Annotated in this window: 20 protein-coding genes; 13 read left to right on the top strand and 7 right to left on the bottom strand. The window is 73.5% G+C overall.

The features are described 5' to 3' along the window. Window position 1: 1 nt before the first annotated feature. The 6 genes from J3R08_RS19380 (at window position 2) to J3R08_RS19355 (ending at window position 6,044) form a co-directional block, all read left to right on the top strand. The gene (locus tag J3R08_RS19380; RefSeq protein WP_166456228.1) at window positions 2-1,183 is read left to right on the top strand and encodes a Xaa-Pro peptidase family protein; all 1,182 of its coding nucleotides are present in this window, start codon (window positions 2-4) and stop codon (window positions 1,181-1,183) included. Further along, window positions 1,180-2,016 (top strand): alpha/beta fold hydrolase, encoded by an 837-nt coding sequence (locus J3R08_RS19375; protein ID WP_043323247.1) that lies wholly within the window; start codon window positions 1,180-1,182, stop codon window positions 2,014-2,016. Before J3R08_RS19380 ends, J3R08_RS19375 begins: the two co-directional genes overlap by 4 nt. Further along, window positions 2,013-2,996 carry an ABC transporter ATP-binding protein gene (locus J3R08_RS19370; RefSeq protein WP_043323248.1) on the top strand — a complete coding sequence of 328 codons (984 nt, stop codon included), beginning with the start codon at window positions 2,013-2,015 and terminating at the stop codon, window positions 2,994-2,996. The genes J3R08_RS19375 and J3R08_RS19370 overlap by 4 nt, the downstream gene beginning before the upstream one ends. Continuing rightward, window positions 2,980-3,969: an ABC transporter ATP-binding protein gene (locus tag J3R08_RS19365; protein WP_043323250.1), complete on the top strand. Its 990-nt coding sequence runs from the start codon at window positions 2,980-2,982 to the stop codon at window positions 3,967-3,969. Before J3R08_RS19370 ends, J3R08_RS19365 begins: the two co-directional genes overlap by 17 nt. 29 nt (window positions 3,970-3,998) lie before the next feature. Then, window positions 3,999-5,201: a dipeptidase gene (locus J3R08_RS19360; protein ID WP_198033260.1), complete on the top strand. Its 1,203-nt coding sequence runs from the start codon at window positions 3,999-4,001 to the stop codon at window positions 5,199-5,201. Window positions 5,202-5,288: 87 nt separating this feature from the next. Then, the gene (locus J3R08_RS19355) at window positions 5,289-6,044 is read left to right on the top strand and encodes a GntR family transcriptional regulator (protein ID WP_064445588.1); all 756 of its coding nucleotides are present in this window, start codon (window positions 5,289-5,291) and stop codon (window positions 6,042-6,044) included. A 67-nt stretch (window positions 6,045-6,111) separates the two neighbouring features. Here the strand turns inward: J3R08_RS19355 and J3R08_RS19350 are convergent, their stop codons facing one another. Then, window positions 6,112-7,479, bottom strand: a complete 1,368-nt coding sequence (locus J3R08_RS19350; protein WP_082930904.1) for a PHB depolymerase family esterase — start codon at window positions 7,477-7,479, stop codon at window positions 6,112-6,114. Between the two features lie 242 nt (window positions 7,480-7,721). On the opposite strand from J3R08_RS19350, the gene J3R08_RS19345 reads away from it, so the two are divergent. The 4 genes from J3R08_RS19345 (at window position 7,722) to J3R08_RS19330 (ending at window position 11,671) form a co-directional block, all read left to right on the top strand. Continuing rightward, window positions 7,722-8,693 (top strand): PaaX family transcriptional regulator C-terminal domain-containing protein, encoded by a 972-nt coding sequence (locus tag J3R08_RS19345; RefSeq protein ID WP_064445590.1) that lies wholly within the window; start codon window positions 7,722-7,724, stop codon window positions 8,691-8,693. Window positions 8,694-8,769: 76 nt separating this feature from the next. Further along, window positions 8,770-10,023 (top strand): cytochrome P450, encoded by a 1,254-nt coding sequence (locus J3R08_RS19340; RefSeq protein WP_209962350.1) that lies wholly within the window; start codon window positions 8,770-8,772, stop codon window positions 10,021-10,023. Window positions 10,024-10,118: 95 nt separating this feature from the next. After that, window positions 10,119-10,379, top strand: coding sequence for an acyl carrier protein (locus J3R08_RS19335; RefSeq protein WP_030499102.1), 261 nt, complete (start codon window positions 10,119-10,121; stop codon window positions 10,377-10,379). 53 nt (window positions 10,380-10,432) lie between these two features. Continuing rightward, a complete protein-coding gene (locus tag J3R08_RS19330) occupies window positions 10,433-11,671 on the top strand; it encodes a beta-ketoacyl synthase (protein WP_043323254.1) in 1,239 nt (412 codons plus the stop codon). An 8-nt stretch (window positions 11,672-11,679) separates the two neighbouring features. Here the strand turns inward: J3R08_RS19330 and J3R08_RS19325 are convergent, their stop codons facing one another. The 3 genes from J3R08_RS19325 to J3R08_RS19315 form a co-directional block, all read right to left on the bottom strand. Then, on the bottom strand, window positions 11,680-13,002 hold the full coding sequence (locus J3R08_RS19325; RefSeq protein WP_209962348.1) for a glycosyltransferase family 2 protein: 1,323 nt from the start codon (window positions 13,000-13,002) through the stop codon (window positions 11,680-11,682). 2 nt (window positions 13,003-13,004) lie between these two features. Continuing rightward, on the bottom strand, window positions 13,005-13,274 hold the full coding sequence (locus J3R08_RS19320; RefSeq protein WP_030499105.1) for a phosphopantetheine-binding protein: 270 nt from the start codon (window positions 13,272-13,274) through the stop codon (window positions 13,005-13,007). An 86-nt stretch (window positions 13,275-13,360) separates the two neighbouring features. Continuing rightward, on the bottom strand, window positions 13,361-14,041 hold the full coding sequence (locus J3R08_RS19315; RefSeq protein ID WP_209962346.1) for a 4'-phosphopantetheinyl transferase superfamily protein: 681 nt from the start codon (window positions 14,039-14,041) through the stop codon (window positions 13,361-13,363). 65 nt (window positions 14,042-14,106) lie between these two features. Here J3R08_RS19315 and J3R08_RS19310 point away from each other — a divergent pair, with 65 nt between their 5' ends. After that, window positions 14,107-15,513: a condensation domain-containing protein gene (locus J3R08_RS19310; RefSeq protein WP_069088419.1), complete on the top strand. Its 1,407-nt coding sequence runs from the start codon at window positions 14,107-14,109 to the stop codon at window positions 15,511-15,513. 16 nt (window positions 15,514-15,529) lie between these two features. Here the strand turns inward: J3R08_RS19310 and J3R08_RS19305 are convergent, their stop codons facing one another. Together J3R08_RS19305 and J3R08_RS19300 are read right to left on the bottom strand one after the other, a co-directional pair. Beyond that, a complete protein-coding gene (locus J3R08_RS19305; RefSeq protein ID WP_043323260.1) occupies window positions 15,530-16,732 on the bottom strand; it encodes a cytochrome P450 in 1,203 nt (400 codons plus the stop codon). 10 nt (window positions 16,733-16,742) lie between these two features. Further along, the gene (locus J3R08_RS19300; protein ID WP_209962344.1) at window positions 16,743-17,906 is read right to left on the bottom strand and encodes a nucleotide disphospho-sugar-binding domain-containing protein; all 1,164 of its coding nucleotides are present in this window, start codon (window positions 17,904-17,906) and stop codon (window positions 16,743-16,745) included. Between the two features lie 193 nt (window positions 17,907-18,099). Between J3R08_RS19300 and J3R08_RS19295 the strand changes: the two genes are divergently transcribed. Next, entirely contained in the window at window positions 18,100-19,266 is a 1,167-nt protein-coding gene (locus J3R08_RS19295) for a cytochrome P450 (protein WP_064445596.1), read from the top strand. A 7-nt stretch (window positions 19,267-19,273) separates the two neighbouring features. On the opposite strand, the gene J3R08_RS19290 is transcribed toward J3R08_RS19295, so the two are convergent. Continuing rightward, window positions 19,274-20,137, bottom strand: a complete 864-nt coding sequence (locus J3R08_RS19290) for a TauD/TfdA family dioxygenase (protein ID WP_064445597.1) — start codon at window positions 20,135-20,137, stop codon at window positions 19,274-19,276. A gap of 161 nt (window positions 20,138-20,298) precedes the next feature. Here J3R08_RS19290 and J3R08_RS19285 point away from each other — a divergent pair, with 161 nt between their 5' ends. Then, on the top strand, window positions 20,299-21,324 hold the full coding sequence (locus J3R08_RS19285) for a methyltransferase (RefSeq protein WP_043330014.1): 1,026 nt from the start codon (window positions 20,299-20,301) through the stop codon (window positions 21,322-21,324). The last annotated feature ends 217 nt before the right edge of the window (window positions 21,325-21,541 follow it).

Here is a 21,541-nt window from a genome sequence, read left to right as displayed (position 1 = left end):
CATGCGACTGCCCGAGAGCTTCTACCACAGCGTCCGTGGCCGGCTCGCCGAGGCGCTCGAACAACGAGGGCTGGACGGGTTCCTGGCCACCTCGCCGGCGGAGGTCGCCTTCCTCAGTGGCTTCTTCTACATCGCCACCGAACGCCCGGTGTACCTCTGGCTGCCGCGGACGGGGGATCCGCTGCTGGTGATCCCGCGCCTCGACGAGGAGTACGCGGCCCAGCAGGGCGTGACGGTCCAGACCGTCACGTACTTCGAGTACCCGGGCGTGGTCACCGCCGAGGAGACGCTCGCCTCGGCGCTGTCCCGTCCGGGCGGTCCGGTCCGCCGTATCGGCGTGGGCGCGGGCCTGTCGGTCGGCGCGTTCCGGGCGCTGTCCCGGGCCATCGGCGGGGCCACGCTGGAGACCACCGACGCGGTCGCCGAGCTGCGGCTGCGCAAGTTCCCCGAGGAGATCCCGTTCCACGAGGCGGCCGCGCGGATCTGCGACGAGATGCTGGCCGCCGGACGGGCCCTGATCGAGGAGGCGCTCGCCGCCGGGCGGCCGCTGCCGCGTGAGGACGAGATCGCCCGGCACGTGATCGGCTTCGGCACCGACCGGATGTACGCCGAGTACGACCTGGTCGTCTACACCACCAAGCTGGCCGGCGGGCTGGTCTACGCCGGCCCGAACTCCGCCCTGCCGCACGGCCTGCCGACCCGTCGGCGGCTCCAGCCGGGCGACACCCTGATCCTCTCCCTCGGCGCGGCGGTGGCCAGCCGGTTCGTGGAGAGCGAGCGGACGTTCGTCATCGGCGAGCCCACCGCCGAGCAGGTGCGCTACTACGAGGCCGACCGGGAGGCGCAGGAGGTGGGCACCCAGGCGATGATCGCCGGGCGTACCTGCGCCGAGGTCAACCGGATCTGCCTGGACGTCCTGCGGGACCGGGGCCTGGGCGACTACATCCGGCACCGGCAGGGCCACGGCATCGGGCTGCAGAACCACGAGGCGCCCTGGGTCGAGGACGGGGACCACACCGTGCTGGCCCCCGGAATGCTGCTGTCCAGCGAGCCCGGCGTCTACGTGCCCGGCCACGCCGGCTACCGCATCTCCGACACGGTCCTGGTACAGGACGACGGCCCGCGCCGGCTCACCCGGTACCCGCGTGACCTGGCGTCCAACATCATCGAGGGGGTCCGATGAGAATCAACGGAGCGGAACTGGTCGTCGAGGCGTTCGGCCCGGTCGACGGCCCGGCGATGATCGTGCACCACGGTGCGCCGGGCCTCGGCTCCCGCCAGGAGCCGAAGCGCTCGTTCGGCCCGTTCGCCGACCGCATGCGGGTCATCGTCTTCGACGCCCGCGGCTCCGGCGAGTCCAGCGACGACGAACCGTTCACCCACGAGCAGTGGGTGGCCGACGTGGACGCCATCCGCGCGCACTTCGGCTACGAGACGATCGTCATGGCCGGTGGCTCGTACGGCGGGTTCATCGCCATGGAGTACGCCATCGCCCACCCGGAGCGGGTCTCCGCGCTGGTGCTGCGGGACACCGCCGCGGACACCGCGCACGACCACCTCGCGGTGGAGCGGGCCCGTAACACCGACCGTTCGGTGATCCCGGAGTGGGTCATCGACCGGATCGGCACCGGCCGGTTCGAGAGCAACGAGCAGTTGCGCGAGTACTGGAAAGCGATCCTGCCGCTCTACGACCACCAGCACGACCCGGCAAAGGACGAGGCGCGGCTGGCCGCCACCCGGTTCCACTACCGCACCCACAACGCCGCCTTCGGGCAGAACATGCCCCGCTACGACCTGAAGCCGAAGCTGCCGTCGATCACGTGCCCGACCCTGGTGACGGTGGGCCGGCACGACTGGCGTACCCCGGTGGCCGCCTCGCAGGTCATCGCGGACCTGGTGCCCCGCGGCGAGCTGGTGGTCTTCGAGTCCTCCGGCCACTCGCCGCAACTGGAGGAGCCGGAGCTGTTCCAGCAGGTGGTGCGGGACTTCCTCAGCCGCGCCGGAGTGCTCCGATGAGCCTGCTGGAGATCGCCGACCTGAAGGTCGCGTTCCCCGGTCCGACCGGGCCGGTCAACGCGGTGAACGGGGTGTCGCTGCGGATCGAGTCGGGGCAGACCCTGGCCATCCTCGGTGAGTCCGGCTCCGGCAAGAGCGTCACCGCGCAGGCGGTGACGGGCATCCTCGACGTGCCGCCGGCGACGGTCAGCGGCTCGGTCCAGCTGCGGGGCAGGGAACTGCTGACCCTGTCACGCAAGCAGCGGGAGCGGGTCAGCGGCGAGGAGATCGGGATGGTCTTCCAGGACGCGATGGCCGCGCTCAACCCGGTCTTCACCGTCGGACACCAGATCGTGGAGGTGCTGCGGGTCCGGCGGGGCATGTCCCGGGCCGACGCCCGCCGCCGCGCCGTCGAACTGGTCGACCGGGTGCGGATCCCGGCGGCCAAGGACCGGATGCGGGACTATCCGCACCAGTTCTCCGGGGGCATGCGCCAGCGCATCATGATCGCGCTGGCCATCGCCCTGGAACCGGACCTGCTGATCGCGGACGAGCCCACCACCGCGCTGGACGTGACGGTGCAGGCCCAGGTGATGGAGTTGCTCGCGGAGATCCAGCGGGACAGCGGAATGGGCCTGCTGCTGATCACCCACGACCTGGGGGTGGTCGCCGAGGTCGCCGACGACGTGGCGGTGATGTACGCCGGCCGGATCGTCGAACGGGGCACCGTCGAGCAGATCTTCGCCGGTCCGGCGCATCCCTACACCGAGGGGCTGCTCAACTCGATGCCCCGGGTGGACCGGCGCGACGAGCAGCTCTACGCGATTCCCGGCGCTCCGCCCAACCCGGCTCGGCTCCCTGCCGGCTGCCCGTTCCACCTGCGTTGCCCCCGGGCCACCGACGAGTGCCGGGTCGTCCTGCCGCCGCTGCTGGCGCTGCCGGCCGATCGTGCCAGCGCCTGTCACCACCACGAGGAGGTGCTCGATGCCACCAGGCGATGAGGTCGTGCTGCGGGTCGAGAACCTGGTCAAGCACTTCCCGGTCAAGGGACGGGTCCCGTTCACCTCCGGCGGCGTGGTCAAGGCCGTCGACGGTGTCTCCTTCGACCTGCGCCGGGGCGAGACGCTCGGCGTGGTGGGCGAGTCCGGCTGCGGCAAGAGCACGCTGGCCCGCATGCTCGTCGGGCTGGAGCAGCCCACCTCCGGCGCGGTGCGCTTCGGCACGTCAGTGGTGCACCAGGCCAGGGGACGGGAGCTGCGGGCCCTGCGCCGGCGGATCCAGATCGTGCTCCAGGACCCGTACACGTCGCTGAACCCCCGCCGCACGATCCGGGAGATCCTGCTCCAGCCGTTCGAGATCCATCCGGACGTGCTGGACCGCCGGCGCCGGATCGAGCGGATCAAGGAGCTGCTCGACCTGGTCGGTCTCGACCCCGGCCTGCACCTGGACCGCTACCCGCACCAGTTCTCCGGCGGGCAGCGCCAGCGCATCGGCATCGCCCGGGCGCTCGCGCTGAGCCCCGACGTCATCGTCTGCGACGAGCCCGTCTCCGCGCTGGACGTGTCGGTCCAGGCGCAGGTGGTCAACCTCCTGGAGCGGCTCCAGGAGGAACTCGGCGTGGCGTACGTCTTCATCGCCCACGACCTGTCCGTGGTGCGCCACATCTCCGACCGGGTGGCAGTGATGTACCTGGGCAAGCTCGTGGAGACCGGCCCCGAGGTCAGCCTCTACGAGTCGCCCCGGCACCCGTACACCCGGGCGCTGCTGTCGGCGGTGCCGGTGCCGGACCCGGCCGGCCGGCAGGGGCGGCAGCGGATCCTGCTGGCCGGCGACCCGCCCAGTCCGGTGGATCCGCCCTCGGGCTGCCGGTTCCGGACCCGTTGCTGGCAGGCGGCCGACACCTGTGCCACCACCGAACCACCGCTGGCCGCCGGCGCGCATCCGGTCGCCTGCCACTTCCCGCTGGCCGCGTGACGGCCGGCGATCGCCAAAGGAGAAGCGTCTTGCTGCAAGAACCCGCCCCCCGGTACAAGGGTCACAGGTCGTACTCGTACCTGGAGCCGCACTCGGACTACCGGGTGTTCACGCTGGCCGAGGAGATCGGCCGGGTGCCGGAGCACGACCTCGGCCTGACCGACGCTCAGCGTGCGCGGGTGACGCGGCTGCTCACCGAGCACGCCGCCATCTCGCTGCACGAGCATCCGGTGGTCCTGCCGGCCGACGTCAGCGAGCTGCGGGCCTACAACCGCACCGCCCGCCAGCGCACCGGATACGAGGGGCTGGCGCGCTCCGGCCTGACCGCCGTCTTCGACAACTTCATGGCCGGCGCCTCCTGCGTGACGAGCGAGAACGGCTGGAAGTGGAACGACCTCGTCTACGCCCTCGGGATGCGGATGAGTGACCTCTACAAGCAGGACCACGTCTTCCTGGCCACGTCCCTGGACGACATCCACGCCGCGAAGCGGGACGGCCGGCTGGCCCTGGTCGCGGGCCTGGAGTGCAGCAGCCCGATCGAGAACGAGCTGGACCGGATCGACATCCTCTACGGCTTCGGCGTACGCCAGCTCGGCATCGCGTACAGCCAGGCGAACATGCTCGGCGGGGGCCTGTCGGAGAAGCACGACGGCGGGCTGACGCACTTCGGCCGCCGGGCGGTGGACCGGATGAACAAGCTCGGGATCGCCATCGACATCTCGCACTCCGGCGACCAGACCTGCCTGGATGTCATCGAGGCCAGCCGGGTGCCGGTGTTCATCACCCACGCCGGCGCCCGCTCGGTCTGGGACACCTCCCGGATGAAGCCGGACGAGGTGATCCGGGCCTGCGCCGAGAGGGGTGGCGTGATCGGCATCGAGGCCGCCCCGCACACCACGCTCTCGCAGGCGCACCAGCACCACTCGATCGAGTCGGTGATGGACCACTTCACCTACTGCGTGGACCTGGTCGGCATCGACCACGTCACGTTCGGCCCGGACACCATGTTCGGCGACCACGTGGGGGTGCACGACACCTACGCCGGCAACTACGCCCACGACGCCGGGAACCGTCCGCAGCACCCGCGGGTGGAGTACGTGTCCGGGCTGGAGAATCCGGGCGAGGCGTTCGGGAACATCGTGGGCTGGCTGGTGGCGCACGACTACTCCGACGACGAGATCGCCAAGGTGATCGGCGGCAACACCATCCGGGTACTGGAGCAGGTGTGGTGAGGCCGTGCCGGTGATCGTCCGAGCGGACGTGGACGAACTACACTCCGTACGCCGACGCGGCGGCGGGCAGTGATGAGGTGAGGGCGGATGGCTCGGCGGGAAACCGCGCTACAGGCGGCGCACGGGCGGCTGCGGCAGCTGATCGGCAGCGAGTTCCGGTCGGGTGAGAAGCTGCCCAACGAGCGGGACCTGGCCGATCGTCTGGAGGTCAGCCGCGCGACGGTGCGCGAGGTGCTGGGGCAGCTCGCCGCCGAGGGGGTGGTGACCCGGACCTGGGGGATCGGCACCTTCGTGCACGACGACGCCGAGCGGGTGCCGGTGTCCATCGGTGACGTCACCGCGCTGCGGGACCGGATCACCGCCACGGGTCACCGTCCGACGCTTCAGGACGCGTCGGTCAGCCGGGCGAAGTGCCCGGCCGACTGCGCGCGCGTCCTCGGACTGGAGCCGGGCTCGCCGGTGTGGCGGGTCGACCGGCTCTTCGCCGTGGACGGGGTCCCGGCGGCCTGGATCCGTGATCACCTGCCGCTGCGGTTCGACGGCCGCGACCTCGACCCGTCCGGGCTGCTCAGCATCGACCTGGACATGTTCGAGTTCCTGGCCAGCGCGACCGGCATGCCGGTGCGGCGGGCGGAGATCGAACTCACCGCGGTGCTCGCCGACGACGAGGCCACCGAGCGGCTCGGCGTGGCGGTCGGACATCCGCTGGTCACCGCGACCCAGGTCGGTTACGGGACGGGCGGAGCGGCGCTGTTCCACGGCCACATCACGGTTCGCACCGACGTGTTGACGCTGCGGATCAGCCGCGGCGGGGCTCCGGAACCCGCCCCGCCGGCCGGGTAGCCGGCGGCCCCGCGACGCGGGGTCGCGGGGCCGCCGTCCGGACGTCACCGGGGTCGGGGTACGCCGGTCAGGTGAGCGTGCAGGACTGGCCGTTGAGGGTGAACGAGCTGGGCCGCCCGGCGTTGCCGGTGTGCGTGGCCTGGAAGCCGATGGTGGTCGAGCCGCCGGCCGGGATGGCCGCGTTGTAGGAGACGTTGCGCGCCGTCACCTGGCCCGAGGAGGGGGAGTACGAGGCGTTCCAGCCGGAGGTGATGGTCTGGCCGCCGGGCAGCGTGAACGCCAGCGACCAGCCGTTCACCGCGGTCGAGCCGGTGTTGCTGATGGTGATGTTCTCGGTCAGGCCGTTGTTCCAGGCGTTCAGCTCGATGCGCACCGAGCAGGCGCCGGTGCCGGGCGGCGGCGTGGTCGGTCCCGGCGGCGGGGTGGTGGGGCCGGGCGGGGGCGTGGTCGGCCCCGGCGGCGGCGTGGTCGGTCCCGGCGGGGGCGTGGTCGGCCCGGGCGTGCTGGTCAGGCCGAAGAAGGCGATCGCCGCCGCGGCCATGCCGGACGACGGCAGGCTGTGCCCGGCGCCCTGGATGCTGTACGCCTCGACCTGCACGGTGCCGGTGGAGTCGGCGTAGCGCCGCCGGTTCCAGCCGGACTGCGGCGTGTCGGTGGAGGTGGGGTTCTGGCTGAGCCCGAACACGTTCGTCCACTGCTCGATCGTCTCCTGCAGCAGCGAGTACGGCACGAGCGTGTCGTTGGTGCCGTGCCACAGCTGCACCCGGGGACGCGGCCCGGTGTAGCCGGGGTACGCCTGGCGGACCGCGTCACCCCACTGCTGCGGGGTGCGGTTCATGTTCCCGCCGGTGCACTGGCTGGACCCGGGCGGGTAGTCGGAGGCGCCGGCGAAGCAGTTGAACGGCACCCCCATGAACGCCGCGCCCGCCTTGAAGACGTCCGGGTAGAGCGCCAGCATGTGGTTGGTCATCATGCCGCCGGACGAGCTGCCGGTGGCGTAGACCCGGTCCGGGTCGGCGCCGTACTGCTGCTGCACGTAGCGGACCATCGAGATGAGCGACACCGGGTCACTGCCGCCGCCGCGGCGCTTGGCCGCGTCGGACCAGGTGTCGAAGCAGTTGCCGAACCCGGCCTGCTGGGTCGCGCTGGGATAGATCACGATGAAGCCGTACCGGTCGGCCAGCCCGGCGAACTCGCTGCCGGAGTAGAAGCCGGGGCCGGAACCGCCGCAGCCGTGCATGGCCACCACCGTGGCCGGCCGGGACGGGCGGTTGTCCGGCACGTAGACGTGCATGCGCATGCGCCCGGGGTTGTCGCCGAAGCTGGTCACCTCGGCCAGCGACGCCGCGTACGCGGGTTGCACGGTGGGGATCACCAGGCCGGCCGCCACCAGCGACGCGGCCAGGGCCACCACCATCTTGGCTCTGATTCTCACGGAGACTCCTTCGATCGCCTGTGTGCAGGCGGGAATGAGCGGTCACGCGCCGCGCCGGCCGCCCGGACGGCAGCGGTGTCGCGCCTCGCTCACGGAATGTGGCTTGCCCGGCCCGGCTCCGCGCTCATATGGCACATAGTGTTCCCGTCGGGCGGTGAACTGTCAATCGAAGCACGCCGATATGCTGCGGCGGCGTTCGTCTAGAGTCGATGCTCCGTCCCTGAGCCGAGCCCGGAGCGCGTGTGCCAAGCCCGTTCGACATCGAGGAGATCTACCCGGACGAGGCGCCCACGCCACGGCTGCCCCGGCGGCAGGCCGGCACCTCGCCGCAGAGCGTGGCGGTGACCCTCCTGGCCGACTACACGCTGCGTACCCGGGCCCCGCTGCCGTCCGCCGCGATCGTCGAGCTGCTCGCCGAGACCGGGGTGACGAGCGCCGGCGCGCGTACCGCGATCAGCCGGCTGGCCCGGCGCGGCGTGCTGGAGGGCAGCCGGCAGGGCCGCAACAGCTTCTACCGGCTCAGTCGTGGCGCCGCCGCCGACCTCTCCGCCGGCGGGAGCTGGATCGTCGCCTCCACCGCCGACACGCAGGCGTGGGACGGGTGCTGGACGGTGGTCGCGTTCTCGCTGCCGCAGGACCGCGGCACGCAGCGCCGCGCCCTGCGCGGGCAACTGCGCTGGCTCGGCTTCGCGCCGCTGTACGACGGGCTGTGGATCTCCCCGTACGAGCTGGCGGAGCCGGCCCGGTCGCGACTGGCGCAGCTCGCGCCCGGCGCGGTCACCGTGTTCCGGGGCCGGCAGGACGCGCTCGACGTGACCGGCCAGCGCGCCCCCGTCGACGCCTGGGACATCGCCGCGATCAGCGCCCAGTACGAGGATTTCCTGCGCCGGTGGACCCCGCTGGCGTCCCGGCTGGAGTCGGTCGACGGTCCGGCGGCGGTGCGGGCCCGCACCGAGGTGATGGACACCTACCGGCGGTTCCCCACGCTCGACCCGCGGCTGCCGCTGGAGCTGCTTCCGGCCGGATGGCTGCGCCGGCCGGCCCGGGACCTGTTCACCGCCGTCTACGACGGACTGGCCGAACCCGCGCAACGGCACGTGCGGGCGGTCGTCGCGCGGTTCGCCGATCCGGTGCCGCCCGGCATCCAGGCGCACACGACCGCCGACATGCTCGCCGGCGTACGCGAGGACGCCTGCGGGGCGGGCCCGGACTGACCGCCGGCCGTCCCGTGGACACATCGGCGCCGGTGAGTCTATGGTCACGGGACTGCGGTGACCGCGAGGAGTGGCCATGAGCGTCCGCGTCTCCCTCGACGAGCTGCTCGGCGACGAGGTGCGGCGCGACCCGTACCCCTTCTACGCCCGGCTGCACGAGGCGGGGGAGGTGGCCCGGCTACGGCCGGGCGACCCGCACGCGCTCGTCGTGCACGGCTACGAAGCGGTCAACCGGGTGCTGCGCGACCCGGTGTTCCGGGTGCTCGGCGCCGACTACCTGGACCGGGCCGGCGTCCGCTGGCGCCAGCACCAGGTGACCCGGATCCTGCAGTCGTCCATGCTCAACGCCGCCGAACGCGACCACCTCCGGGTCCGGCACCTGTTCTCCCAGGCGCTCACCCCGCGCCGGGTCGCCGCGCTGGAACCGGCCATCGGGCGCATCGCCGACGACCTGCTCGACCGGCTCGCCGAGGCGGGCGCGGACGGCCGGCCCGTCGACTTCATGGCGCGCTTCGCGCTGCGGCTGCCCAGCGACGTCATCGGCGAGCTGCTGGGCGTGCCGGAGGAGGACCGGGAGTGGTTCCCGCCCCGGGTCCGCGCGTTCGACGCGGTGCTGGAGATCGGTCGCCGGTCCATGCGCGAGGTCCGGGCCGCCAACGTCGCGGCGGCGGAGCTGACCGCGTACTTCACCGACCTGGTCGCCGCGCGCCGGGCGACCCCGCGTGACGACTTCGTCTCCGCGCTGCTGCGCGGCCTGGACGACGAACCCGGCCGGCTGACCGCCGACGAGCTGCTCGCCAACCTGATCATCATGTACAACGCCGGGTTCCGGACCACCGCGAACCTGCTCGGCAACGGGCTGGTGCTGCTCACCGAACGGCCGGACGCGCGGGCCGCGCTGCGCGCCGACCCGTCGGTGGCGGCGTCCTACGTGGAGGAGATCCTGCGGTACGAGCCGCCGGTGCACTTCGCGGTCCGGTACGCCGCGGTGGACACCGAGGTCGCCGGCCTGCCGGTGCCGGCCGGGCGGACGGTGGTCGTGCTGACCGGCGCGGCGAACCGGGATCCGCGCCGCTTCCCCGACCCGGACCGGTTCGACCCGTCCCGCGCCGACAACCGGCACCTGGCGTTCAGCGCCGGGCCGCACTACTGCTTCGGGGCGACGCTGGCCCGGGCCGAGGGGCGGCTGGTGCTGCCCCGCCTGCTGGACCGCTTCCCGGCGCTGACCGCCGAACCGGGGCCGCGCCGCGCGCTGATGCTGCGCGGGTACGACCGGCTGCCGGTACGGCTGACCGATCGGGTGCCTTGTCAAACCAACCTGATCGAGTAAGGTCGATGCTACGCGGAGTGTCCGCTCCGCGCCTCACAGGTTCCGTCGAGCAGGTCGAGCGCGCCGCCAGGCACCGTGGAAGGGAAACACCGGACATGACCGATGAGATCCGCGCGTTCCTCCTCGCCGCACTGACCGAGATGAAGTACGACGTCGGCGACGTCGACGACGACACCGTCTTCGGCCCGGCCGGGCTCGACGTGGACTCCCTCGGCCTGGCCGAGCTCGCGGTGCGGGTGGAGGACCGGTTCGGGGTCGCGTTCGACGACGACGAGGCGGAGGAGCTGGCGATGATGACAGTCGGCGAGTTCAGCCGCGCGGTCGCGGCGCGGATCGCCCCGGCCTCGGCGCACTGACCGATGCCAGGGCACGGCACCCGGCCGCGTCACGCCCCGGCGCGCCGGTTCCGGTGAGCGTGCGCGAACGGGTCACGGTCACCGGCATCGGGCTCGTCAGCCCGGTCGGCGCGACCGCCGCCGAGGTGTTCGACGCGGTCTGCGACGGCCGCTCCGGGCTCACCCGGCCACCGCACGACCATCCGCTGCACGGCGTCGTCGACGTCGCCGCGTTCGCCCCGGCGATCGATCCGGCCACCGTGCTGCCCGGCCCGGAGTCCCGCGTCGTGGACCGGTCGATAGTCATGGTGCTGCGCGCGGCCGAGGACGCGCTCGCCGACGCCGGACTGCGGATCGGCCACGACGTCGACAGCTACCGGGTGGCGGTCGTCGTCTCCGGCGTCGGCGGACTGTCCACGCTGGAGGAACAGGTGCTCGCCCGCGCCGGGCGCGGACGGTTCGGGGTCAGCCCGTACATGCTGCCCGGCACGCTGCCCAACATGGGCGCGGCCCGGATCGCGATCAAGTTCGGCATCCACGGCTACACCTCGTCGATCGGCACGGCGTGCGCGGCCGGCGCGCAGTCGATCGGCGAGGCGCTGCGCATCCTGCGCGCCGGCGACGCGGACGTGGTGCTCGCCGGATGCGCCGAGGCGCCGCTGTTCCCGACGTTCGCCGACGCGTTCGGCAACGCCCGGGCGCTCGCCCGCGGCTGGGCCGACCCGGCCGCCGCGAGCCGCCCCTTCGACCGCCGCCGCAACGGGCTCGTCCTCGGCGAGGGCGCCGGCGTGTTCGTGCTGGAACGCGCCGCGCACGCCGCCGCGCGCGGCGCCCGCCGGCACGCCGACGTGCTCGGCTGGGGCGCCACCAACGACGCCCACCATCCGACCACGCCGCGTCCGGACGGCGCCGGCGCGGCCCGGTGCATGCGCCTGGCCGTCCGCGACGCCGGTCTGGAGCCCGCCGACATCGGGTACGTCAACGCGCACGGCACCAGCACCCGGGCCGGGGACGCCGCCGAGCTGGCCGCGCTCGCCGACGTCTACGGCGCGGAAGCGCCGCCGCTGAGTTCGACGAAGGGCGTCACCGGGCACATGCTCGGCGTCTCCGGCGTGATCGAGGCGGCGATCGCGGTCGAGGCGCTGCGCCGCGGCCTGCTGCCGCCCACCCGCAACCTGGACGAGCCGGAGCGCGACGGCGAGGTCGACCACATCCGTGGGCGGGCACGCGCGACGACGGTGGACGCGGTGCTGTCGAACTCGTTCGGCTTCGGCGGCCACAACGTCAGCCTCGTCCTGGCGCGGCCCGCCTGAGCGGCGGGTCAGCGGAGCGTGATCACCGTGGCCGCGTCGTACGCGGCGACGGCGACGCTGAAGTGCGGGCGCAGCATGTCGGCCACGTAGTCCAGGTCGGCGACGAGCGGCACCGGCAGCAGAGCGCGCTGGTCCAGGCCGGTACGGGTGGCGACCAGCTCGATCCGGTCGGCCTTGAGCAGCCCCCGGGTGAGGAACGCCGGCAGGTCCTCGGGGAGCAGGCAGCGCCACATGTCGACGTTGACGATCACGTCCAGCGCGCCGGCCTTGAACTGCTGGAGCACGGTGCCGAGCAGGTGGGAGTTCGTCCCGCCGACCGGCGCGTCGTGGTCGAACGTGTGCGACCCGGGGCCCAGGTCGAGCGCGGACACGCCGTTGCCGACGACCAGCGCGGCGCTCGTGGCCAGCTCGTCGCGCAGCGACCCGGGCAGCACGTCCGGCCGGCCCAGCCCACCGGAGCGGTACGCCTCGATGGCCGCGCCGTAGAGCCGGATCCGGCCCAGGTGCCGGCCGAACGTGTTGATCCCGTACAGCACCTCGACGTCGTAGCGCAGGTGCTTGCGCAGCAGGTACTTCATGTTGTCCATCGAGGCGATCCCGTTGGACGTCTTGCGGAAGTGCGGGAGGTGGTAGGAGAGCGCGTCGACGTCCAGCCGGAACAGCTCCGGCGGGGCGCCGTGCAGGTGGAACACCCGGTAGAAGAACTCCAGGTCCTCGAAGCCCCACTTGACCATCGCCTCGTCGAAGCCACCGACCCGCCGGAACGACTCGTGGTCCACCGACGCGTTGTGGGTCAGGCCCAGCACCCAGGGCGCGCTCGGGAAGTCGCCCATCCGCTGCGGGAGGGCGATGTCCTCCAGCCGCGGGTCGCCGCGCTCGGCGTCCAGCATCGCCGGCACGACCGGCTCGCCGCGGCGCAGCGCGTCCGCGCCGGCCCAGTCCAGGTCGTACCGCTGGCCGAGCAGCACCCCGGGACGGCCGGCGCGCCCGGCGTGGAAGTCGCGGTGCCGCTTGAGCAGCGTGGGATGCGCCACCGTGTCGGCGTCCAGGAACATCAGCGTGGCCGCGCGGGCCCGGGCCGCCGCCGCGTTGCGGTTGGCGCTGCGCCCCCGGTTCCGGTCGCTGCGCACGTACTCGATCCGCAGCCGGCCCCGGTACGCGTCCACCACCGGGCCCAGCGCGACGGCCGACCCGTCGTCGCCGACGACGACCTCGAAGTCGGCGGCCGGCAGCGTCTGCCGGGTCAGCGAGCGCAGCGTGGTGTCGAGCGCGGACGGGTTCTCGTGCGCGGGCACCACCACGCTCAGGCTGGGCCGGTCCGCTGTGGGCATGCTCAGCGCGCGGTGGAGTTGGCGGTGATGTAGTCGGCCAGGTCCCCGAGCGTCGCCATCCGGTCCTCGTCCAGCTCCTCGACGTCGATCTGGATCTCCAGCTCGTCCTCCAGCGCCAGCAGCAACTCCAGGCCGAGCGAGGAGCTGAGGCCGAGCTCGTCCATCAGCTGGGTCTGCTCGGTGACCGGCGCGTCCGGCCGCAGCATCCGGGTCAGCAGCACGGTCAGGCGGTCCACGACCTGGTCCCGGGGCGGCGCGTCGTGTTCTAGCACCGGGGCTCCCACGGGTCGATCACGCGCTCCAGCATGGAGTCATCAGAGCAGGGGAGATCGGTGAGTGTCAACGGGTGCGATGGTGGTCACGGGCAGTCACTGAGGTCGGTGCGACACTCGACGGCGTACGGCTCGTCGCCGGCCAGCGCCACCGCCACCGCGTACCCCCGTGGCGCGACCAGGTCGGCGAGCCGGTGCCGGCCGGCCGGGTCGGCGCACTCGACCACGTCGGCCCGGTCCACCGGCATCCCGAGGTTGGGCCACAGCCGGCCCCCGGCCGCCTTGACGGCCGCCTCCTTGCGGGCCCACAGCCGCACGAACCGCCGCGCCCGGGCGGCCTGGTCGGGGCCGGCGGCGACGTGCCGCGCCTCCCGGGGGTGGAAGAAGCGCGCGGACGCCGGCACCGGGTCCCCGCCCGGCACGACGTGCTGGATGTCCACCCCGACCGGGCGGCCGTCGCTGAGCGCCACCGCGACCAGATCGCCGGAGTAGGACAGGCTGGTGTGCAGGCCGCGCCACGGCCCGGTCAGCGCCGGTTTGCCGTACCGGCCGCGACGCCAGGTCAGCGCCGCCGGTGACGCGCCCGTGGCCCGCCCGGCCAGCACGCGCAGCGCGCCGTGCGCCACCGTGAACCGGTCCCGCAGCCCGTCGGCGGCGAGCCGCGCGGCCCGGGCCCGCTCGGCCGGGTCGAGCACCGCCCGGTACCGGGCCAGCACGTCCGGCGGCGCCCCGGCCGCAAGCACCCAGACCCGTACGGTGTCCCGCATGGACGGCAGCGTAACGGTGCGCCGTCGCGTTGACACACACCGATGCCCGTTGCTCTCATTGACCGGTGTTCGCGCAGACGGCCCAGGCCCACGTTCCCGTCGCGTTCGCCGGGCCGGGCGCCGGCGTCGCGCCCCTGACCTGGGGGCAGAAGGCCATCATGCAGGACATGCGGGAGACCGGCTGGACGCACAACGTCAGCGGCGCCCACCCGGTGCCGCCGGGCGTCACGGTCGAGCAGGTGGCGGCCGAGTTCGCCGCGCTGATGGCCCGGCACCCGGCGCTGCGGATGCGGCTGGGCGAGGGCGACGGCGGTCCGTGCCAGGTCGTGTCGGCCACCGGCGAGACGGTCCTGGACGTGGTGGACGTGCCCGACGACGCCGACCCGGCCGACGTGGCCACGTTCGCCTACGACCTGGGCCACGCCCGCCTGCTGAGCCACTACGACCTCTACCGCGACTGGTCGGTGAAGATGGCGGTGATCCGGCACCGGGGCGTCCTGGTGCACCGGGTGCTCACGATCGACCACCTCGTGGTCGACGGCACCGCCACGTCGCTGCTCCTGGCCGATCTGGGCCTCGCCGGCCGCCCGGTCCGCCGGGTCGCCGACCCGCGTACCGTGCAGATCCTCGACCTGGGCCGGCGGGAGGAGACGCCGCCGCTGCGCCGGGTCAGCGACCGGGCCGTGCGGCACTGGGCGGAGCACCTGCGGGACATCCCGCCGCTGACGTTCGGCGAGCCGGCCGCCGGTGGGCGCCGGGGGCACCGGTACTGGCACGGCCGGTTCAGCTCACCGGCGGCGTACCTGGCGGTGCGGGCCATCGCGGCGCGGACCCGCACCGACACCTCGCGCGTGCTGCTGGCGGTCATCGCGGTCGCGATCGGCCGGGCCACCGGCGTCAGTCCGCTCACCGCGAAGCTCATCGTCGGCAACCGGTTCCGGCCGGGTTTCGCCGAGGCCATCGCCCCGCTGAGCCAGAACGGCGTGCTGCGCGTCGACACCGCCGACACCACTGTGGACGAGGTGGTGGCGCGTGCCCGCCGGGCCGCGGTGTCGGCCGGGAAGTACGCCTACTACGACCCGGCGCAGCTCGCGGAGGTGTCCGACCGGCTGGACACCGAACGCGGATACCCGGCCCGGATCAGCTGCCGGATCAACGACCGGCGGGTGACCACGCGGCAGGCGGCCGACGTCGGGCTGCACGACGACCCGGTGACCGCCGAGCGGATCCGCCGCCGCGCCGACGAGACGTTCCTGGTCTGGGACGGCCCGCTGGACCACCTGCCCGAGCAGGTGTTCATCACCGTCGAGGACCAGCCGGAGACGGTCTACCTCCAGGTCATCTTCGACTTCGGCTGCTTCACCGAGGAACAGGCGGAACGGTTGCTGCGCGGCGTGGAGGAGGTGGCGGTGGAGGCGGCCCTCGACCCCGCCGCCCCGACCCGGGTGATCCCGGGATCGGCGGGCGGCTGACCGGTCACAGCGCCGGTCACGCGTCCCAGGTCACCGGCAGCGACTCCAGGCTGCGCACCACCAGACCAGGCCGGAACCGCAGCTGCGACTCGTCGACCGCGAGCCGCAGCCCGGGCAGCCGGCGCAGCAGGCCGCCGAGCGCCTCCTGCAGCTCCATCCGGGCCAGCGCCGCGCCGAGGCAGTGGTGCGGGCCGGCGCCGAAGGCCAGGTGCGGGTTGTGCGCGCGGGTCAGGTCGAGCGTGTCCGCGCCCGGGAACACGGTGGCGTCCCGGTTCGCCGACGCGATCGCCGGCAGCACCGCGGCGCCGGCCGGCAGGCGTACGCCGCCCAGCTCCACCTCCTCGGTCGTGACGCGGGGCAGCAGCACCCCGTTGTCGCCGAGCTGGATGAAGCGGGACAGCTCCTCGACCGCCCGGGCCACCGCGACCGGGTCGTCGCCGCGCAGCGCGGCCAGTTGCTCGGGGTGGCGGGCCAGTACGAGCAGGAACAGGTTGAGCTGGTTGGTGGTGGTCTCGTGCCCGCCGACGAAGATGCCGGCGGTGACCGAGACCAGCTCCCGCTCGGTGAGGTCGTCGTGCTCGTCCCAGACCGCGATGAGCGCGCTCATCAGGTCGTCGCCGGGCTCGCGGCGGCGCTGCTCGATCAGCTCGCGGAACGCCTCCAGCGCGGCCCGGGGCGCCTCCGGGTCGGCGTCCCAGTCGCCGACGAGCGCGTCCGACCACTGGCGTACCCGCTCCCGGTCCCGCTCGGGGATGCCGAACAGCGTGCTGATCACGGAGATCGGCAGCGGGCCGGAGACGTGCGTGATCAGGTCGGCGGGCGGACCCGCGGCCACCAGGTCGTCGATCATGGCGTCGACGAGCGCCGCGACCCTCGGGCGCAGCTCCTCCACCCGGCGGACGGTGAACGCGTGCGACACGGCCCGGCGCATCGTGGTGTGCCGGGGCGGGTCCATCCCGATCAGCGAGTCCTCGGCGAGCGAGCCCAGCTCCCGGGTCGGGCGGTTCGGGCCGGCCGCGGCGGCCCGGCTGAACCGCTGGTCGGTGAAGACGCGGCGCACGTCGGCGTGCCGGGTGGCCAGGTACGCGCACGCCCCGTCGGGCAGCTCGACCCGGGCCACCGGGCACGTCTCGCGCATCCGGGTGTAGTCCGGCGACGGGTGGTAGATCGTCGGAGCCGGCGCGAGCGGGTACGGGATGGCCGGCGGGTCCTGCGTCATCTGCGACTCCTCAGATCGGGCCGCCCCGGGCCAGGGCGGCGAGCGTCGGCACCAGGTCGGCGGGGGCGGGCATGGCGTGGACCCGGTCGCGCATCAGCGCCGCCGCGCGCCGCCACGGGCCGTCGGCGATCAGCTCGCGGACGAGGTCCCGCACCGCGGCGGCGGTGGCCTGCTCGCGGGTCAGCCAGGCGCCCGCGCCGGTGGCCGCCAGCCGTTCACCGTTGAAGTGCTGGTCGCTGACCTGCGGCAGGACGAGCTGCGGCACGCCGTACGCGAGCGCGGTCATGGTGGTGCCGGCCCCGCCCTGCTGCACCAGCGCGGCGCAGGTCGGCAGCACCAGCCGCATCGCCAGCGGCCCGTCGGCCAGGCGGACCCCGGCCGGCACCGGCCCCAGCGCCTCGCGCTGGCGCGGCTCGACCACGACGACGACCTCCACGTCCGGCCCGGCCACCGCGTGGATCACCCCGGCCAGGTCGAGCCGGTCGTCCAGGCCCGCGCCGGCCATCATGGTGCCCGCCGTGACGCACACCCGGGGCCGGTCCGCCGGGCGGCGCAGCCAGGGCGGCAGCACGGCCGGGCCGTTGTACGGCACGAACCGCACCGGGCGGCCGGGGCGCCGCATCGGCACCTGCATCGGCGGCGGCACCGGGTCGAGCGTGAGCACTCCGTCCAACGCCACCTCGGCGGCGGCGAGCCCGAACCGGGCGGCGAGCGGCCCGACCACCGACTCCGGGTCCAGGCGCAGCGTGGTCGAGGAGTCCGGCCCCCACAGGTTCAGCACGCCGGGTACGCCGAGCGCGGCGGCGGCCACCGGCGCGGCCAGGTTGAACGGCTCCCAGAGGATCAGGTCCGGCCGCCAGGACCGGCCGAAGGAGACCAGCTCGTCGAGCACGGCGTCGGCGAAGCGGACCACCCCGCCGTCGGCGGTGATCGCCGGCTCCAGGGCGTCCGCCGTGGCGGGCCCGTCGAGCGGCGCCACCGCGCCGATCCGGCCGGCGAACGCGGCGGCGAAGTCGACGTCGGCGCCCAGCGGCACGGCGGCGAGCCCGGCCGAGCTGATCGCGCTGACCATCGAGGGGTGGCTGGCCACCCGCACCTCGTGGCCGGCGGCCTGGAGCGCCCAGCCGAGCGGGACCAGGCTGTAGAAATGCGACCGCCAGCCCCACGTCGACATCAGAATTCGCAGAGCCGCAGTCAAATCCCACCAATCCGCGCGTGAAACGGCAGTCCTGGCCAACCGATGCTAGGTGATGGAAGCGGTACGCGGAAGGTCGCGGACGACCGCAATGGATATTGACGCCGGGCTAACCGATGCTGGAGTCTTAGCCGGTGCCCGAGGTGGACCGCGATCGGCAGGCGGTGGTGCGTTGAGCGTCAATTCCGGGTTGCGTTCCTATCCGTTCGAGCCATTCACCGGCGATCTTCCGGCCGAGCTGCTGGAGATGGTCGTGACCGAGCCGGTCAGCCGGGTGCGGCTGCCCGACGGGCGGGCCGCCTGGCTGGTGCTCGGCTACGAGCAGTGCTGCACCGTGCTGGCCGACCCCCGTTTCTCCCGGCTTCCGCTCGGCGCCACCGCGACGCCGGACGGCGGCGGTCCCCGCGAGTTGAACATGGACGGTCCGCCGCACGCGGCGGTGCGCCGGGTGGCCGCGCGCGCGTTCACCGCCCGCCGCATCGAGACGTTCCGTCCCCGGGTGCAGCGGCTGGTGGACGAGCTGGTCGAGGCGATGCTCGCCGGCCCGCGCCCGGCCGACGTGGTGGCCGGGCTGGTCGCGCCGCTGCCGGTGTTCGTGGTGTGCGACGTGCTCGGCGTGCCGGCCGCCGACCGTCCCCGCTTCTACGCCTGGATCGAGGGGCTGAACTCGGTCACCGCGTACGGCTCGGCCGACGCCGCGACCGCGCAGGCCCAGCTACGGGACTACCTGGCCGGTCAGCTCGCGCGCAAGCGGGCCGAGCCCGGCGACGACCTGCTCTCGGCCTGGGTCCGCGGCACGCACGAGCTGGCCGACGCCGAGCTGGTCGAGCTGGCCATGGGGGTGCTGCTCGGCGGGCTGGAGATCAACTCGACGAGCGCCGGCCTGCTCGCGCTGTTCCGGCACCCGGAGCAGCTGGCCAAGCTGCGCGCGGCGCCGGAGAAGCTCTCCGCGGCCACCGACGAGATCCTGCGCTACACGTCGGTGAGCGCCATGTTCCGGGTGCAGGTGGTCCGGGAGGACCTGGTCCTCGGCGGCGTCGGCATGCGCGCCGGGGACTGCGTGATGGCGGTCCCGTGGGCCGGCAACCGCGACCCCCGGTTCTTCCCCGAGCCGAACGTCTTCGACATCGACCGCAGGCCCGACGCCCCGCACCTGACCTTCGGCTTCGGGCCGCACTTCTGCCTCGGTACGGCGCTGGGCCGGATGCAGGTGGAGCTGTCGCTGGGCGCGCTGCTGACCCGGATGCCGGCGCTCGCGCCGGCGGTGCCGCCGGCCGAGATCCCGTGGCGGCACGACCGGATGAACGGCGGCATCGCCTCGTTCCCGGTGACCTGGTGAGCGGCGGTCAGTAGCTCTCCACCGCGTTGACCCGGCCCGGCCAGTAGCGCTCGCCGGGCGCGGGCGCGTAGTGCTCCCAGCGCGGCGGGTTCCCGGTCGGGTGGTCGCCGAGCACGGTGATCCGCTGCCCGCGGCGCAGTCCCTCGTAGTCGTTCACCGCGTAGTGCTGGGTGACCCGGTTGTCCCAGACCGCGACGTCCCCGGTCCGCCAGCGGTAGCGGCAGGTGAACTGGGGACTCTCGGAGAAGGCGAACAGGTGCTCCAGCAGCGCGTCGCTCTCGTTGCGGGTCAGCTGCGGGATGTGCGAGGTGAACAGCCGGTTGACGTACAGCGATCGACGCCCGGTCTCCGGGTGCACCCGGACAACCGGGTGTTCGGCCCGGCTGGTGAACTCGGTGCCGATCCGGATGACGTGGATGGCGGTCAGCCCGTCGACCAGGTCACGCATCGGCGCGGAGAGCGCCTCGTAGACCCGGCACTGGTTGGTCCACATGGTGTCGCCGCCGACCTCGGGCAGCTGGACCAGGTGCAGGATCGAGGCGATCGGCGGGCTCTGGTGGAACGTCATGTCGGTGTGCCAGACGTCGACCTTGCCGCCGTCGGCGGAGTCGATGACGACGATCTCCGGGTGCCCGTCCAGCCGTGGCAGATAGGGGTGCAGCTCGACCTCGCCGAAGCGGCGGCCGAACGCCACGTGCGCGGCCGGCGTCAGCCCGGTCTGGCCGGCGAGGAAGACCACCTGGTGCTTGAGCAGCAGGTCGTGGATCAGCGCGAAGCCCTCGTCGGTGAGCGTGTTGAGGTCGATGCCGTGAACCTCGGCGCCCAGCGCGCCGGAGACGAGCCGGACCTCGGCCGCGATGGATGTGGTCATCGATGATCCCTCCGGTCTGCGCGCCACGGCTGGTCCGCGAATTGTTCCACGTCCGTGAATGTCCTCACCAGCCGTCGTCGTTGACTCACCCGGCGTACGCCTGGAACCATTCGGTGCCGGCGGGGGCGGCGAGGCCGGCCCGCGACGTGGAGGAGGCGCGGGTGGCGATCGATGCCCCGATCGAGGGTGACGCGGCGGAGCGGCTCGACCGGCTCACCGACCTGGCCACCCCGTTCGCGGTCCGTACGGCGGTGACCCTGCGCGTGCCGGACCTGATCGCCGACGGTGTCACCGGCCTGGCCGAGCTGGCCGGCGCCGCCGGGGCCGACGCCGCCGCGCTGGGCCGCCTGCTGCGCTACCTCGCGCACCGGGGCGTGTTCGTCGAGGTGTCGCCGGACGTCTTCGGCCTGACCGACGTCGGCGAGCTGCTCTGCGACCGCGAGGGCGGTGGCCTCGGCGCCTATCTGGACCTCGGCGGCCTCGGCGCGCGGATGGACCTGGCCTGGGCCGGTCTGCCGCACGCGATCCGCACCGGCGGGCCCGGCTACCGCGAGGTGCACGGGCGGGACTTCTGGGCCGACCTGGACGCGCACCCGGACCACCGGGCCTACTTCGACGCGCTGATGCTCAGCCAGCAGCGGTTCACCGCGCCGGAGGTCGCGGCGCTCTATCCCTGGCGCGAGGCGGGCCACGTGGTCGACGTGGCCGGGGGCGCGGGCGGGCTGCTGCGGGAGGTGCTGGGCGCCCATCCGCACCTGCGGGGCACGCTCGTCGACCGCCCCGAGCCGGTGGCCACCGCCGCCGCGACGTTCGCCGAGTGCGGCCTCGCCGACCGGGTCGAGACCGTGGTCGGGGACTTCTTCGCCCCGCTGCCGCCCGGCGCCGACGTGTACGTGGTCTCGCGCGCGCTCACCGACTGGAGCGACGCCCACGCCACGGCGATCCTGCGGCGCTGCGCCGAGGCGGCCGGAGCGGCCGGCCGGGTGCTCGTCATCGAGGTGCTGCCGACGGTGCCGCACGTGCCGCACCTGTCCGCGTACGACCTGCGGATGCTGGTGCTCGTCGGCGGCCGGGAACGCGGGTTGCCCGAGTTCGCCGCGCTGGCCGCCGCCGCGGGCCTGTCGCCCCGGCGCACGTACCACGGCGCCGACGGGCTCACGCTCATGGAGTTCGCCGCCGGCGCCTGAGGGCGCGTCGCACCTGTCCGGTGCCGTCCCGTGCGCCCGATCATTGACGTATATGCATCGACATGGCGGCCCTGGGTGGAAGGGCGGTTTTCTCTGGGCATCGGTCAATGTGCTGAGAAATGCGGTCACGACATTTGCCGCCACCCATATCTGCTCGCATTTATCAATGGTTGTTCGCGGGGAGGGCGGCCGGTAACGTCTCGCGTGGCGACTAGCC

Origin of the sequence: Micromonospora sp. HB375, from assembly GCF_017872985.1 — a bacterium.
Lineage (GTDB): Bacteria > Actinomycetota > Actinomycetes > Mycobacteriales > Micromonosporaceae > Micromonospora > Micromonospora chalcea.
This window is presented reverse-complemented; position numbering and strand designations above follow the sequence as displayed.

Coding starts and splice junctions, on each gene's coding strand:
- J3R08_RS19380 (WP_166456228.1), top strand. CDS start 2: ATGCGACTGCCCGAGAGCTTCTACCACAGCGTCCGTGGCCGGCTCGCC.
- J3R08_RS19375 (WP_043323247.1), top strand. CDS start 1,180: ATGAGAATCAACGGAGCGGAACTGGTCGTCGAGGCGTTCGGCCCGGTC.
- J3R08_RS19370 (WP_043323248.1), top strand. CDS start 2,013: ATGAGCCTGCTGGAGATCGCCGACCTGAAGGTCGCGTTCCCCGGTCCG.
- J3R08_RS19365 (WP_043323250.1), top strand. CDS start 2,980: ATGCCACCAGGCGATGAGGTCGTGCTGCGGGTCGAGAACCTGGTCAAG.
- J3R08_RS19355 (WP_064445588.1), top strand. CDS start 5,289: ATGGCTCGGCGGGAAACCGCGCTACAGGCGGCGCACGGGCGGCTGCGG.
- J3R08_RS19340 (WP_209962350.1), top strand. CDS start 8,770: ATGAGCGTCCGCGTCTCCCTCGACGAGCTGCTCGGCGACGAGGTGCGG.
- J3R08_RS19335 (WP_030499102.1), top strand. CDS start 10,119: ATGACCGATGAGATCCGCGCGTTCCTCCTCGCCGCACTGACCGAGATG.
- J3R08_RS19325 (WP_209962348.1), bottom strand. CDS start 13,002: ATGCCCACAGCGGACCGGCCCAGCCTGAGCGTGGTGGTGCCCGCGCAC.
- J3R08_RS19315 (WP_209962346.1), bottom strand. CDS start 14,041: ATGCGGGACACCGTACGGGTCTGGGTGCTTGCGGCCGGGGCGCCGCCG.
- J3R08_RS19305 (WP_043323260.1), bottom strand. CDS start 16,732: ATGACGCAGGACCCGCCGGCCATCCCGTACCCGCTCGCGCCGGCTCCG.
- J3R08_RS19300 (WP_209962344.1), bottom strand. CDS start 17,906: ATGTCGACGTGGGGCTGGCGGTCGCATTTCTACAGCCTGGTCCCGCTC.
- J3R08_RS19290 (WP_064445597.1), bottom strand. CDS start 20,137: ATGACCACATCCATCGCGGCCGAGGTCCGGCTCGTCTCCGGCGCGCTG.